The 13695-nt window shown below is 60.3% G+C and carries 15 protein-coding genes; 8 read left to right on the top strand and 7 right to left on the bottom strand.

What is annotated here, in order from left to right; genetic code table 11:
* Nucleotides 1-9 precede the first annotated feature (9 nt).
* From cbiM to ACP15F_RS12480, 4 genes are read left to right on the top strand one after another with little or no spacing between them, the layout of a single operon-like run.
* Nucleotides 10-627: a cobalt transporter CbiM gene (gene cbiM / locus ACP15F_RS12495; protein WP_424941160.1), complete on the top strand. Its 618-nt coding sequence runs from the start codon at nucleotides 10-12 to the stop codon at nucleotides 625-627.
* A complete protein-coding gene (locus tag ACP15F_RS12490) occupies nucleotides 624-1214 on the top strand; it encodes a cobalt ABC transporter permease (RefSeq protein ID WP_424941159.1) in 591 nt (196 codons plus the stop codon). Before cbiM ends, ACP15F_RS12490 begins: the two co-directional genes overlap by 4 nt.
* Complete coding sequence (cbiQ, locus tag ACP15F_RS12485; RefSeq protein ID WP_424941158.1) at nucleotides 1211-1999, top strand: cobalt ECF transporter T component CbiQ; 789 nt, start codon at nucleotides 1211-1213, stop codon at nucleotides 1997-1999. The genes ACP15F_RS12490 and cbiQ overlap by 4 nt, the downstream gene beginning before the upstream one ends.
* On the top strand, nucleotides 1986-2636 hold the full coding sequence (locus tag ACP15F_RS12480) for an energy-coupling factor ABC transporter ATP-binding protein (RefSeq protein ID WP_424941157.1): 651 nt from the start codon (nucleotides 1986-1988) through the stop codon (nucleotides 2634-2636). The genes cbiQ and ACP15F_RS12480 overlap by 14 nt, the downstream gene beginning before the upstream one ends.
* On the opposite strand, the gene ACP15F_RS12475 is transcribed toward ACP15F_RS12480, so the two are convergent.
* The 4 genes from ACP15F_RS12475 to ACP15F_RS12460 are packed head-to-tail and all read right to left on the bottom strand — an operon-like array spanning nucleotide 2633 to nucleotide 6838.
* Nucleotides 2633-3265 (bottom strand): ATP-binding cassette domain-containing protein, encoded by a 633-nt coding sequence (locus tag ACP15F_RS12475; RefSeq protein ID WP_424941156.1) that lies wholly within the window; start codon nucleotides 3263-3265, stop codon nucleotides 2633-2635. The two genes, ACP15F_RS12480 and ACP15F_RS12475, sit on opposite strands and share 4 nt — an antisense overlap.
* On the bottom strand, nucleotides 3258-4952 hold the full coding sequence (locus ACP15F_RS12470; RefSeq protein WP_424941155.1) for an ABC transporter permease: 1695 nt from the start codon (nucleotides 4950-4952) through the stop codon (nucleotides 3258-3260). Before ACP15F_RS12470 ends, ACP15F_RS12475 begins: the two co-directional genes overlap by 8 nt.
* A gap of 45 nt (nucleotides 4953-4997) precedes the next feature.
* On the bottom strand, nucleotides 4998-6206 hold the full coding sequence (locus ACP15F_RS12465; protein WP_424941154.1) for an ABC transporter substrate-binding protein: 1209 nt from the start codon (nucleotides 6204-6206) through the stop codon (nucleotides 4998-5000).
* Entirely contained in the window at nucleotides 6203-6838 is a 636-nt protein-coding gene (locus ACP15F_RS12460) for a CDP-alcohol phosphatidyltransferase family protein (RefSeq protein ID WP_424941153.1), read from the bottom strand. The genes ACP15F_RS12465 and ACP15F_RS12460 overlap by 4 nt, the downstream gene beginning before the upstream one ends.
* 175 nt (nucleotides 6839-7013) lie before the next feature.
* Between ACP15F_RS12460 and ACP15F_RS12455 the strand changes: the two genes are divergently transcribed.
* From ACP15F_RS12455 to ACP15F_RS12440, 4 genes are all read left to right on the top strand, one after another.
* Nucleotides 7014-7841: a bifunctional allantoicase/(S)-ureidoglycine aminohydrolase gene (locus ACP15F_RS12455; protein WP_424941152.1), complete on the top strand. Its 828-nt coding sequence runs from the start codon at nucleotides 7014-7016 to the stop codon at nucleotides 7839-7841.
* 67 nt (nucleotides 7842-7908) lie between these two features.
* Complete coding sequence (locus tag ACP15F_RS12450; RefSeq protein WP_424941151.1) at nucleotides 7909-8898, top strand: type I glyceraldehyde-3-phosphate dehydrogenase; 990 nt, start codon at nucleotides 7909-7911, stop codon at nucleotides 8896-8898.
* Between the two features lie 176 nt (nucleotides 8899-9074).
* Nucleotides 9075-10853 carry a helix-turn-helix transcriptional regulator gene (locus ACP15F_RS12445; RefSeq protein WP_424941150.1) on the top strand — a complete coding sequence of 593 codons (1779 nt, stop codon included), beginning with the start codon at nucleotides 9075-9077 and terminating at the stop codon, nucleotides 10851-10853.
* Between the two features lie 23 nt (nucleotides 10854-10876).
* Nucleotides 10877-11278, top strand: coding sequence for a CBU_0592 family membrane protein (locus ACP15F_RS12440; protein ID WP_424941630.1), 402 nt, complete (start codon nucleotides 10877-10879; stop codon nucleotides 11276-11278).
* A gap of 156 nt (nucleotides 11279-11434) precedes the next feature.
* Here ACP15F_RS12440 and ACP15F_RS12435 read toward each other — a convergent pair whose 3' ends face one another.
* The 3 genes from ACP15F_RS12435 to ACP15F_RS12425 are packed head-to-tail and all read right to left on the bottom strand — an operon-like array spanning nucleotide 11435 to nucleotide 13655.
* Nucleotides 11435-12241: a substrate-binding domain-containing protein gene (locus ACP15F_RS12435; RefSeq protein WP_424941149.1), complete on the bottom strand. Its 807-nt coding sequence runs from the start codon at nucleotides 12239-12241 to the stop codon at nucleotides 11435-11437.
* Nucleotides 12238-12951: an ATP-binding cassette domain-containing protein gene (locus tag ACP15F_RS12430; protein ID WP_424941148.1), complete on the bottom strand. Its 714-nt coding sequence runs from the start codon at nucleotides 12949-12951 to the stop codon at nucleotides 12238-12240. The genes ACP15F_RS12435 and ACP15F_RS12430 overlap by 4 nt, the downstream gene beginning before the upstream one ends.
* Nucleotides 12951-13655 carry an ABC transporter permease gene (locus ACP15F_RS12425; RefSeq protein ID WP_424941147.1) on the bottom strand — a complete coding sequence of 235 codons (705 nt, stop codon included), beginning with the start codon at nucleotides 13653-13655 and terminating at the stop codon, nucleotides 12951-12953. Before ACP15F_RS12425 ends, ACP15F_RS12430 begins: the two co-directional genes overlap by 1 nt.
* Between the last annotated feature and the right edge of the window lie 40 nt (nucleotides 13656-13695).

Below are 13695 nucleotides of genomic sequence, written 5' to 3'. Positions count from 1 at the left end.
GAACGCGCGATGCACATTGTAGATGGAGCCTTGTCAAACCCCGTGCTGATCAGCGGTGCGGTCTTGGCTGTGGGCGGTATCGCGATGGGTCTGAAAAAGCTGCCGCTTGAGCGTATTCCGGCAGCGGGTGTGCTGTCCGCAAGCTTCTTCGTCGCCTCTCTGATCCATGTGCCCATCGGCCCAAGCTCGGTCCACCTGATCCTGAACGGATTGGCCGGGCTGGTGCTGGGCTGGGCCGCATTCCCGGCGCTGTTCGTCGGTCTGCTGTTGCAGGCGGTGTTCTTTGGCTTCGGCGGTCTGACCGTGTTGGGTGTGAATGCGATCAATATCGCCGGGCCCGCCGTGCTGGCCGGTCTGATCTTTGGTCGCCTCGTTGCCCGTGGCACACCTATGCAGGGCGCGATTTGGGGCGGAATTGGCGGCGGTTTCGCCATCGCAGTCACAACTTTGGCTGTGGCGTTTTCTCTGGCGCTGTCAGGGGACGAATTCATCCCTGCCGCCAAACTGGTTTTCGTCGCGCATATTCCAGTCATCATCATCGAAGCGCTTCTGTCCGGCGCGGCTATCTTCCTGGCCCGCCGCGTGAAGCCCGAGCTGTTTACGGGCTCGAAAGGGGGATGGGCATGATCCGATCACTTGCGCTGATCCTAGTCTTGGCAGCTCCCGTTCCGGCTCTGGCCCACAACGTCATTTCGTCTGTCTTCCCGTCTGGGTCCGACATCGAAGGCGAGATTGGGTTTTCTAACGGCGCTATGGCCACCGACCTGACAATCGAGGTCTTTGACGAGGCAGGTAAAAAACTGGGCGAGACCGTGACCGACGCGGACGGTTTCTTCCTCTATACACCCACGCAACCCGTCGCCCATATCTTCCGAGGCGATCTGGGCGCAGGCCACGTGGCCGAGGTCATCATGCCCGCCGCCGAGGTCGCCCAACTGATGGGGCAAGAGGCCGCTGAGACCAGCGCCGCCGCGTCGGTTCTGAATGGAGCGCCTTCCACCTCGGAATTGGTTCCCGCCGGATTATCCGATCAAGCACGCGCCGAGCTTGCCACGATGATCCGCACCGAGTTGCGCCCCCTGCGGCAGGAAATCAGCGCCTATAAGAACAAGAACGATCTGCAGACCGTTTTGGGCGGGATTGGCTATATCGTCGGCCTTTTCGGTCTGGGCTTCTATATCGCCGCTCGCCGCAAGATGGAGGGCGGCAAGTGACCTATGTCCTGACAGGGGAAGACAAGCCGCTTACCGGTTTTGGCGCACTTCGGGCGGCCGTGTCGTCGCTTGACCCGCGTATGCGCATCGTGATGACCGTGATTTATGCGATCACCGTAGTCGCGCTGGATGACCTGCGGGTTCTATCCGGAGCACTGATCCTGTCGATGTGGCTCTTGGCCATTTCAGGCCTGCCGTTTCAGAAGACATTGAAACGCATGGCGATGATGGATGGGTTCATCATCTTCACCTTGATCCTGCTGCCCTTCACCATGCCCGGCACGCCGATGTTTTCGGTGTTCGGGTTTGACGCCACATGGGAAGGTCTCTGGCGCGCGACCGAGATCGCGCTGACCGCCAACGCGGTCATTCTGGCGGTGATGACGCTGGTCGGCTCGATGGAGCCGGTCACGATGGGTCACGCGCTCTTTGCACTAAAAACGCCCGAGCGGCTGGTCCATCTGATGATGTTCACGATCCGCTATATCGACGTGCTGCGTGAAGAATACATGCGGTTGCGCACCTCGATGAAACTGCGCGGGTTTCGCCCCGGCACCAACTGGCACACTTATCGCAGCTATGGCTATTTGGTGGGCATGATGCTGGTGCGCGCGATTGAACGGTCCGAACGTATTCTGGCGGCGATGAAATGCCGTGGCTTTTCTGGTCGGATCGTTTTGCTGGAAGAGTTCCGCCTGACCCGTACCGATGTAATGTTTGCAGGCGCGATGCTGCTTGCTCTGGCTGCCCTGATCTGGGCCGAGGTCGCATATGCCGCTGCTTGAACTCAATGACATCCATTTCGCCTATCCGGGGCTTGAACCGGTGCTGGACGGGGCGTCCATGCGGATGGATCCGGGCGAGCGTCTGTCGATTGTCGGGCCGAATGGTGCGGGTAAGTCGACGCTTCTGAAGCTTATCATGGGGCTCATGCCGCCTAGTGCCGGAACCATCAGCGCCTTTGGCAAACCCCGCACCGAGGAAGCCGATTTCCACGAAGTCCGCCGCCGCATCGGGTTTGTCTTTCAGGACGCGGATGATCAGCTGTTCTGCCCCACCGTGGCCGAGGATGTAGCCTTTGGCCCCCTGAACTTAGGCAAGTCCAAGGACGAGGCATTGGCGATTGTTGATCAGGTGCTGACCCGCCTTAGCCTAATGCATCTGCGCGACCGAATTACGCACAAGCTGTCGGGCGGCGAAAAGCGTCTGGTGACACTGGCCACCGTGTTGGCAATGGAACCCGAAGTGCTGATCTTGGACGAACCCACCAACGCGCTGGACCCGGACAACTACGCCCGCCTGACCGAGATCCTGAAAGGGCTGGATCAAGCGATCTTGCTGGTCAGCCATGCCCCTGATTTCCGGGCCGAGATTGCGCCCGATGGCTATCGTCTGGAAAACCGGAAGCTGGTTAGGATTTAGCCGAGCCTCACCAACTCGCCCCCAGCTGCATCCGCGTCTTCCTGATCATGGGTGACCATCAGAACCGGCAAAGCTCGGGCTTTGGCGTGGTCAAACACCAGCGCGCGCACCTGTTGGCGCAGGGCGGCATCAAGGCCGGAAAAGGGCTCGTCCAGCAACAGCGCCTTTGGTTCTGACAGAAGCATCCGCATCAACGCCACCCGTGCCCGCTGCCCACCCGACAGGGTTTCGGGGTCTCGGTCAGCGAAGCCCTCCAGTCCCACTTCTGCCAAAGCAGAGTCAATCTGCGCGCGACGTTCGGCCCGCGGGCCGCCTTGGGCCAGCCCAAAGGCCAGATTGGCCCCGACGCTGAGATGCGGGAACAGAAGCGCGTCTTGGAAAAGGATCCCGACGCAGCGATCCTCGGGCGGCAAGGGCAGCAGGTCGCGGCCTTCCAAACGGACATGGCCGTGCAGTGCGAACGCCGGGGGCAGGGTGCCAATGATCGCGGATAGCAGCGTGGATTTCCCAACGCCGCTAGGCCCCATGAGCGTCAGCACCGATCCGGGCGCGACATGCGTGTCGATCTCGATCAGCTTGGCGCCGTCTTTCAGGATGCGGACCTGATCCAGATGCAATCCATTACCCATTCAAAAGCCCCTTTCGGTTGCGCCATACCAAAGCTGGCAGCGCCAAGGCCAGCGCGAAGGGCAGCATCGCGGCGGCAGTTTGCATCAGGCCGAAGACACCAATGGCGCGACGATCCCCGCCGGATGCCAAGGCGACGGCCTCGGTCGTCAAGGTCTCGACCCGACCTCCGCCTGCCAGAAGCGTGGGCAGGTATTGTCCGACCGACACGGCAACGCCGACGGCGGTTGCGGTTAAAAGCGGAGCCAGCAGCATGGGCAGACGCACGCGCCACAGGATCTGGTTTGGCGAGGCCCCCATCGCCTTGGCGACTGTGGCTTGCCGGTTGTCCCACGCCCTCCATGGGCCTTCCAGCGACAGGCGCAGATAGGGCAAGACGAAGACCAGATGCACCAAAATGACCGGCACGCGTCCCATTCCAAGCCCAAGGTTCAGCAGCAGCGTTTGCAACCCCGGTAGGAAGGCGGTTTGCGGCAGGATCAGCGGCAAATAGATCAGCCACATCCCGCGCTGAGTCATGCGCAGGCCGTATCTTTCCTCGGTCTCCAGACAGCCAATGGTCAGGATCATCCCGATCGAGACCGAGACCCCGGCGATCAGCGCGGTCTCTCCCAGCGCATCCAGACTGCCCGTTCGGTGGCGCATCCAGCTGCGCAGGGTGAACTGGTCGGGCAGCAGGTCAGGGAAGCTCCAGAACCCGGCGAAGGACCAGATGATCAGGCCAAGGAAGCCCAGAAGCAGAGACAGCGAGACGGTAGTACCTAGGGCGAAGCCTGCGACGCGGAGGGTAGCGTCGCTGCGCCCGCGTTGCCCGGTTTCTACGTGACGACGGGCTAGACGGGCAATCAGGTGTTCGCCCAGAAACCACAGGCCGACGCCCGCGACGACCAGTGCCAGCTGCCATAGTGCGGCGGCGGCGGCGAGCAGGCGGAAGCCGATATCCGGGTCGGACATCCAGCGTACGATTTGCACCGACAGGGTGGGCGGAGTTGATGGGCCAAGGATCACTGCCACATCCACCACGGACATGGCCCATGTCAGGACCACAAGGACAGGCAGTCGGATGCGGGCGTAAAGCGCTGGGAAGATGGCGATCATCCACGCCTTTATGCGGCCGTATCCCATGCTTTGGCTTAACGCCATGCGGCGGCGACCGTCGATTTGGCCAAGTGCGGCGATGGACATGAGCAGCAGGAACGGAACCTCTTTCACCACCATGCCAGCGATAAGCGACAGCCCCCACGGGTCGTTCAGGATCAAAAGGTCGGGCGGTCGGTCCCACCCGGTTAGCCACGGGGAGAACAGTCGTGCGATCCAGCCTGATGGGGCGATCAGAAAGGCCAGCCCGAAGGCGGCGGCGGCATGGGGAACAGACAGGAAGGGTGACAAAAGGCGCTCGAGCACCCGAAACCCACGGGTTCCTGTCCAGCCCGCAAGGATCAAAGTCGTAATCGCCAGCGACAGCAGGGCCGAGACAATGCCCGTGACCAGTGACAGCCGGGACGCATCGGGCAGTCCGGGCCAGTCCAGAAGCGCGCGAAACGGGTCGAGCGATGGCCCATGTTGCCCGCCCACCGGGAAGTGCCCAAAGGCGGGCAGAAGCGTACCCCACAACCCCGCCACTAGCGGCCCGAGCAGGAACAGGACCGTCAGCAAAGGAAACAGGGGAAGGCGGGGGAAGCGGGTCATGGTGAGATAGTGCCCCGCGTGCAGGACGCGGGGCAATCAGATGTTTTACTGAACGCCGTAGCGTGTCTGCCAGTCTTCCGCGATGCGGGTCATCCAGCTGGGGTGGGGTTCGTCCTGCACGCGGCCAAGCTGGGCCGGGGTCAGTGTGGCGATACCCAGATCCAGCGCGTCAAAACGGGCGCGGTCTTCGTCAGACAGGGCGGCCATGTTCAGAACGGTGCCATAGCCCAGCACGTTCGGGTCTTGGGCGTTGGCCTGCGCCTCGGGCGACATCAGGAAGTCAGCCAGCACCATCGCGCCCGCTTTCGATCCCGAGTTATAGGGGATCGCCACGAAGGACGCGTTGCCGATGGTGCCTTTGTCCAGAACGAAGGTGCGCACTGTGTCGGGCAGCTCGTAATTGGCAATCGCGGTCGAGGCCGCGCTGGGGCTGAACGAGACAGCCATGTCTAGCTCGCCGTCATTGATCAGCTGGATCTGGCGGGTGCCGTTGGGCGGATAGGTGCGGCCCTCGCGCCACAGGGCGGGGGTCAGCTCTTCCAGATAATCCCACAGTGGAGCGGTCACGTCGGCGTAGTTTTTGTCAGACACAGGCGCGGCCAGAACCGAGGGATCGTCCAGCAGCTCGACCAGCATTTGCTTCAGGAAGGTCGTGCCCAGGAAGTCAGGCGGCTGGGGATAGGTGAAGCGGCCGGGATGGGTTTTGGCCCATTCAAGGATCGCGGCAGCGGACGGAAGTGGCTCGGCAATATCCGCGGTGTCATACATGAACACCACCTGCGCCATTGCCCACGGAGCTTCATAGCCTTCGACGGGAACCGTAAAGTCTGTGCGCACAGTCTTGCCTTCCGCGTCCACGAATTGCCAGTTCGGTAGATCCTCGGAAAACGGGCCAAACAGCAGGCCGTTTTCCTTCATCGAGGCAAAATTGGCCCCGTTAATCCAGATCATGTCGATCGCGCCATCATCATCCTGACCGGCTTGCTTTTCTGACAAAACGCGGGTTACGGCGTCGGCGGTGTCGGTCAGCTTCACATGCTCCAGCGTCACGCCATAGCGTGCTTGGATTTGGTCGCCTGCCCATTCGATGAACGCGTTCGTGGTGGGCGAACCACCCCATGCGTTCCAATACACGGTCTGGCCTTTCGCCTCGTCCAGTACTGCGTCCCAATTCGCGGGATCTGGATCGGCAATGCTGGCCGTGGGCAGAAGGGTCGACGCCAGCAGGCTGGCGGCAAGAGCAAGGTGTTTCATTTGGACTCCTGTTGATCAGAAAGAGAGGGGCCAAAGGCCTGATACGCACCCCAGACACGCAGAATGGCGGTGGCGAAACAGGCGATGGCAAACAGCCATGCCAAGGGCATGAAGAAACGGGGGGCAAGGCAGAGAAGCACGAAGAACAGGATGGTTTCCGTGCCCTCGAGGATGCCGTTGGAATAGTAGAGCGATTTGACGCCCTGCGTGCGGGTCTCGAGCCCTTTCTTTGCAGCGAGGATGGCATAACCCAGAAAGCTGGCGCCATTCACATAAAAGCTCAGCAGCAGGATCGCGCCTGCAATGCCGTTCGTGGAGGGATCGTACAGAATGAACGCCAGCGGAATGGCGCCGTAGAAGGCAAAGTCGGCGGTGATATCCAGATAGCCGCCGAAATCGGAGCGCGTGCTGGCGCGGGCGACGGCTCCGTCCAGACCATCCGCAAGGCGCGAGGCCAGAACCAGCCAAAGAGCCAGCACGAACTGCCCAAACACGATGCTGACCGCGGCCAGCAGGCCAAGGCCCAGCCCGACCAAAGTCACGGCATTGGCGCTAATGCCCACCCGAGCCAGCAGGCCGCCAGCCCGATCCAGCGGCGGATCTATCAGTTTGCGTGCATAAGCGTCCAGCATGACGCGTCCTTTCCCTTCGCCAATTTATTGCGGCGTTTCTTGGTTATCTGGACCAAATCTGCACCTCTCGTCCATGAGGCATACGAAAACGTGAGCATTCGTCATAGGTTCCGCGTGAAAAACCTTGGCGGGTGTGCCGTCTTGCGATTGAATGGGGCGTCAATCGGAGGCCCTGATGAAGAAACCGACCTATTACACGCCCAAGGGCGGCTTGCCGCCGCAGACCCAGCTTTTAACGGATCGCGCGGTGTTTACGGATGCCTACGCCGTGATCCCTAAGGGGACGTTGTCGGACATCACGACTTCGGCCCTGCCGCATTGGAAGGATTCGCGGTTTTGGGTCTTGGCGCGTCCGCTGTCGGGCTTCGCTGAAACATTCTCGCATTATATCGCCGAGGTCGCGCCGGGTGGCGGAAGTAATCGGCCCGAGGATAACCCGGACGCCGAGGCGGTGTTGTTCGTCGTCGAGGGTGAGATGAGCGTGACCATCGACGGGACAACGCATGACATGCAGACGGGTGGCTATGCGTTCCTTCCGGCGGGTTGTGCGTGGAGGTTGACCAACAGCTCGGACGCGCCGGTTAGTTTCCACTGGATCCGCAAGCGGTATCAGCCGGTCGACGGCATTGACGCCCCAACGCCCTTCGTCACGAACGAGGCCGATCACGACCCGATCCCAATGCCCGACACGGACGAGGCATGGGCGACGACACGGTTCGTCGATCCCTCGGATCTGCGCCACGACATGCATGTGAACATCGTGACTTTCCAGCCGGGCGGGGTTATCCCATTCGCCGAAACCCATGTGATGGAACACGGGCTTTATGTGCTGGAAGGCAAAGCCGTCTATCGCCTGAACCAAGATTGGGTCGAGGTCGAGGCCGGCGACTACATGTGGCTGCGCGCCTTCTGCCCGCAAGCGTGTTACGCGGGCGGTCCGGGGCCGTTTCGCTATCTGCTCTATAAGGATGTGAACCGCCACATGCCCTTAAGTGGGTTTTGATCAAAATGCTTGAACCTTCCGCCTATTTCCCCTTCTGTGGCACGGAAACACGCGCGAGGGATCAACGATGTCACAGAAGATTCGCATCGGATTGAACGGGTTTGGCCGCATTGGCCGATCCATTCTGCGTATCTTGGCGCAGGATATGGGGCCGTTTGAAGTGGCCTTTATCAACGATATCGAAAGCTTGGATACTTGTGCCTATCTGTTCAAGTACGACAGCGTATTCGGTCCTTTCCCGGGCGAGGTTTCAGCCGCGGAACAGGCGCTTGTGATCAACGGGCAGAGCATCCCGTTCTATGACAAGCCCGACATCAGCACGATGGACCTGTCCAATGTGGATGTGGTTATGGAATGCACCGGCATGGCGGGCAAACGCGCTGTGGCTGAACGTGGACTGGCAGCAGGCGCGCGCAATGTCTTGATTTCGGGTCCGTCGTCCGAGGCGGATGTGACCGTCGTGCTGGGCGCGAACGAGGATCAGTTGGCGGGGCATCGGATCGTGTCCAATGCATCCTGTACAACAAACGCGCTGGCGCCGCTTTTGAAGCTGCTGGACGACCGCTTGGGGGTAATCGGGGGCCATATGACCACCGTGCACTGCTATACGGGCAGCCAACCCACCGTGGACAAGCCCCGCGCCAATGCTGCGCGGTCGCGGGCAGCGGCGCTGTCGATGGTGCCGACCACCACCAGCGCCCACAAACTGGTGGGCGACGTGCTGCCTCAATTGGCTGGCAAGGTCGAGGCTCGCGCGATCCGTGTGCCCACCGCGTCTGTATCCTGTATCGATCTGACCGTGCGTGTGCGCGATGAGGTCGACGAGGCGCAGGCCCGCGCGATCCTGCAAGAAGGCGCAACCGGGAAAGTGCTGGGCTGGACAGAGGAACCTCTGGTCTCGTCCGACTTGCGGATGCGCCCCGAAAGCATTGTCATTTCCGGCCCCGAAACCTCGGTGTGTGAGGGTGGATTGCTGCGGGTTTTCGGCTGGTATGACAACGAGTGGGGCTTCTCGCACCGGATGCTGGATGTCGCGCGATTGATGGCAAATAGCTAGTTCTAGCTGAGATTGCTCGCCTCGGGCGACGTACAACATTCGCCTGCAAAACCTGCGTCAAGTGGTGATTCCTACGGGATTCCCGTAAGCCTGCGCCCCTTGGCGGGGCACGTGCGGATTGCTAGAATTAACCTATGCGAACCCTGCGCCGATTGGCGCTCTGACACGGTATGGATATGACTGAACCAGCTCATCCGATGTCAGCCCAGGAAGATGGCCTGACCGGCAAAACCCGTGATGAAGCAATCGAACGCCTGTATGATGTGGCGCTTGATCCGTCGCGGTACGAAACGCTGCTGGATCTGTGGGAAACCGCCCTGAAACCAATGCGCGAAGGTGTGGATCTGTCTGCCCCGCGGCTGTTGGACGACCAGTCGATATCCAGCCACTTTGAGCGTGCGGGCGCGTTTTTGGATCGACTGGATCAGTCCAGCACGCAGGACCAACTGAACGCGGCCATCGCACCTTTTGATAAGGTGGCGGCATTTCTTCTGGACCCTCAGGACAAGGTCGCCGCCGTGAACTCGGCCGCCAAGCAGGTGTTGGGCCTATCGCTTGGCGATGACATTGCAACCATGCGTGTGAATCCAGAGGACGTTGAAAGCATTCGCGTCGCCGCCCGCGCCTTGACGTCCGAAGCGGGTGACAAAACTGCGGTGCTGCGGCTGAGGTCGCGCGAGAAGGGGCATTTCGTCGTGGTGCGCCTGCAAGAGGTCCAAGTGGGCGACCGGGGCGCGTTCGTTCTTGCGGCCTCGTCGGAAGTCAGCTGCCCGGACGGGTTTGAAGACATCTTGAAACGCGCTTTTGACCTGACCGGGGCTGAGGCCAAAGTGGTGCAAAGTCTTGTCGAATGCTGTTCGGTCAAAGAGATTGCCGAACAGCGGGGCCGGTCGATCGATACGGTGCGCGCTCAGATTAAGTCGATCCTGTCCAAAACCGAAACCAAAAGCCAGATCGAGCTGGTGCGCCTTGCGCTGTCGGTCATGGATATGTCGAACCTGACGATCAATGCCAATCCCGGCCCGCGCATTGTTAGCCGTGGCTATGCCACGCTTGAAGAGCGCCGCTTCCAGACTCTGATCACGCCGGACGGGCGGCGGCTGGATTATCTGGTGCTGGGCGATCCGGCAGGCAAGCCTGTCGTGTTCCTGCCTCTGGACTATGGTCTGGTGCGCTGGCCTGCCTCGGCCGAGGCCGAGGCACAGGCGCGTGGACTGCGGGTTATTGTTCCAGTCCGCGCAGGATTTGGCCAATCTGACATGGTGCCGAAATCGGTCGATTATGACATCAGCGCCACCCGCGACACGGTCCAGATCATGCAAGCCGAAGGGGTGGACCGTTGCCCGGTGATTTCGCTGGGATCGGACAGTTTTTACGCCTTTTCTCTGGCCGAACAGGACGACGTCGAACTGACGGCGATCATCGCTTGCGCTGGGACGCTGCCCATGACCAAAAAGGCGCAATATGAGCGGATGGAGAAATGGCACCGTTTCATTCTGGCCGGTGCCCGATACACGCCGCACCTTCTGCCCTTCATGGTCAAAGCCGGGTTCTATCTGGCGCGGAAAATCGGCAAGCGTGGCTTCGTTCATGCGGTCTATGGAAATAATCCAGCGGACATCGAAACCTTTGAAAACCCAGAGGTTTTCGAGGCAATGGTCACAGGATCGGAAACCGCTTTGACTGACACGCATTCCGCGCACGAGGCGTTCTCGCGGATGGTGATGGGTGAGCAGCAAAATGATTGGTCTGACTTGGCCAATTCGTTGAAAGGGCGCTTGCCTGTGATCTATATGAATGGCGCCCAGGATCCACAGGTGCCACTTGAGACCTTGGCCGAATTCCGGGGCGATTTTGATTGGATCGACTATCGTTTGTATGACGATGCAGGGCAGCTTGTGTTCTTCCGTCACTGGCGTGACGTGCTGGATGAGGTGGAGAAATATCTGCCCTAGGATCATTTTACCCTAACTTGGGTATGACGCCTTCCCCGCGACCTCTTAGATTCAATCGTATTGATGCAAAGAGGTTTTTTAAGTTGCCAAATGTTCTCGAAATTCTTGCGGGATACCCTTGGCTTCTCCAGCTCGGAGGAGTGATCGGATCGGCCATCTATGTGGGTGGGTTCGCACTGGTTCAATGTGGGTATACATGCGGCAACGGCGCTGGGTATTCGCTGTCCAAAATCGTGGCAGCGTTGCTTGTGCTGGCCAGTTTGATTGATGCCTTCAACCTGGGTGCCTTCCTGATCCAGGTTGGGTTCATCTTCTTCGGACTGGTCGGGATGCTTCGTCGCGGGGAGGCAACTCGCTTCACTATGTCTCGCCGCCGGAAATTGGACCGGCGAACGGCACGTTTCCTCGCGACGGAAGCTTCTTAAGCGTCCCGCGACAACCAATTGTGCTTACGCTGATCCGACCGGGGGTGGGATTTGGAAAAGGTGAAAGCACATTTCATGGGCAACGTGGCGTGCCCATGCAAACACTCGGGTTCGTTGTTCTTTACAGCGATCCCGAGGCTGTTTTGCGGTTGCGTCCTACCGGGCTGCGGGTGTCGCGTTGAAGGTAAACAGGGTTTCTCCGTTGATCTGATAGCCGTCAATCAACTCGCGCGCGCGGTCCGATATCAGCCAAGATTCAAGCACCTGGGCCCCTTTGGCGTTCACATGTGGGTGATTTTCAGGGTTCACCGGCAGGAAGGCGTATTGGTTGAACAGAACTGGATCGCCAGCGAACAGCAGGGCCAGATCCCCCTTGTTGCCGAAGTTCAGCCAGCTGGCGCGGTCCGACAAGATGTAAGCTTGCATCCCTGCTGCGATGTTTAGGGCAGCACCCATTCCGGCACCTGCCTCGCGATACCAATCGGCAGCGGGCGTCAGATCGGCGGCAGCCCACAACTGCTTTTCAGCTTTGTGTGTGCCACTGTCATCACCTCGGCTGATAAAAGCGGCGCCAGCGTCCGAGATACGCGCAAGCGCGTCCGACGCGCTGGTGGCGGCTTTGATCCCGGCGGGGTCCTCTGCGGGGCCGATTAGGACAAAATCATTATACATGATTTCGCGCCGATGGGTGCCGTGACCCGCATCTACAAACGCCTCTTCCGCCGCGCGGGAATGCACAAGTATGGCATCCACGTCGCCCGCTTCACCCAGGCGGATTGCTTGCCCCGTGCCGACGACCAAAAGCTGCACATCAAATCCGGTGTCGTCTTTGATGGCGGGCAATAGAACCTCGGCCAGACCCGAGTTGTGAAAGGACGTTGTAACGGCCAGTTTCAAGTCTTCTGCAAAGGCTGCTCCGGTGGTGGCAACGGTAAGCCAAAGACCAGCTACAAAGGTTTTCATTCGACGATATCTCCGTTCAGGAAAGCCCGTGTTTCCGGGGTCTTGGGGTGGTCAAAAAACTGGTCTGCGGACGCGTGTTCGTGGATCTGTCCGTTCAGCAGAAACATCACATCATCCGCCAAGCGGCGTGCCTGCCCCATGTCATGGGTGGACATGATCAGGCGCGTGCCCGAGGCCGCGGCTTGCAGCAGGATCTCTTCGATCTCGCGCGTGGCGCGGCCATCAAGCGAGGCGCATGGTTCATCCAGAAACAAGAGCGTTGGGTCGGTGATCGTCGCGCGGGCGATGGCAAGCTTCTGCCGTTCGCCACCGGACAGGAAGGTGGCGGGGCGGTCTAGCATTGCTCCAAGCCCGACCTGTTGCCCGACTTTGCTGGCCTTCGCGCGGGCCTGATCTCTGGCAACGCCACGCAGGCGTAGGGGATAGGCGATGTTGTCGCGCACAGAGCGTCGCATCAGGATTGGCTGCTGAAAGACAAAAGATTGCGCTTGGCGTGCTGTGTTCAGATCGCAGCCCCATGTGATGGCGCCGTCCGAAAGGCGGGCGATACCGTGCATCATCCGCAGAAGCGTTGTTTTCCCCGCCCCGTTTGGGCCAATGACGATGGTGATGCCTTGGCCTTGGAGTGTCAGGTCAATGGGACCCACCAACCGCTTGCCTTTGCGTCGGATTGTGGCCCTGGTCAGGATCAGAGGGAATAGGGTGCTCATCACCAGCGCCCCTCTTGTTCGGTGCGCCCGATGATGTGGATTGCAAGGTTCACCGCAATCGCCATTAGGATCAACACAAAGCCCAGCCCCAGTGCCATGGCAAAGTCACCCTTGCCGGTTTCCAGTGCGATGGCCGTGGTCAAGACGCGGGTGTGGTGGTCGATATTGCCGCCAACGATCATGATCGCGCCGACCTCGCCAATGGCGCGGCCAAAACCTGCCAACGCGGCAGTCAAAAGTGCGCGACGTCCGTCCCGCAAAAGCGCGGCCATGCGTTGCCGTTGCGTTGTGTTCAACGAGATCAGAAGGTCGTGGTAGTCAGACCAAAGTTCGCGCAGAGCCTGATGCGCGATGGATGCGATCAGCGGAACGATGATGATCACCTGCGCGATAATCATGGCGGTCGGGGTGAAGATCAGCCCGAAGACGCCAAAGGGGCCGGAGCGACTGAGCAGCACATAGACGATCAGCCCGACCACGACAGGCGGCAGGCCCATCAGAGCGTTCAAAAGCGCGATGGTGAAACGGCGGGCGCGGAAGCGGCGGACGGCAAGGAAGGCTCCGATCGGCAGGGCGATGGCGCAGGCGATGACCAAAGCTGTCAGCGTCACGCGCAACGAACGCAGCGTGATCTCGACCAGATCCGCGTCCAGCGTCACCAGCAGCCAGAGCGCCTGACTTATTCCTTCCCACAGATCCGACATATGCGGTCCTTAGCTCAGCTCAGGCATCCCTGATACAGGC

Origin of the sequence: Aliiroseovarius sp. S253 (assembly GCF_049800855.1) — a bacterium.
In the GTDB taxonomy this organism is placed as follows: domain Bacteria; phylum Pseudomonadota; class Alphaproteobacteria; order Rhodobacterales; family Rhodobacteraceae; genus Aliiroseovarius.
Note: the sequence above shows the minus strand (reverse complement) of the source record. Positions and strands in the feature narration are given on the sequence as shown.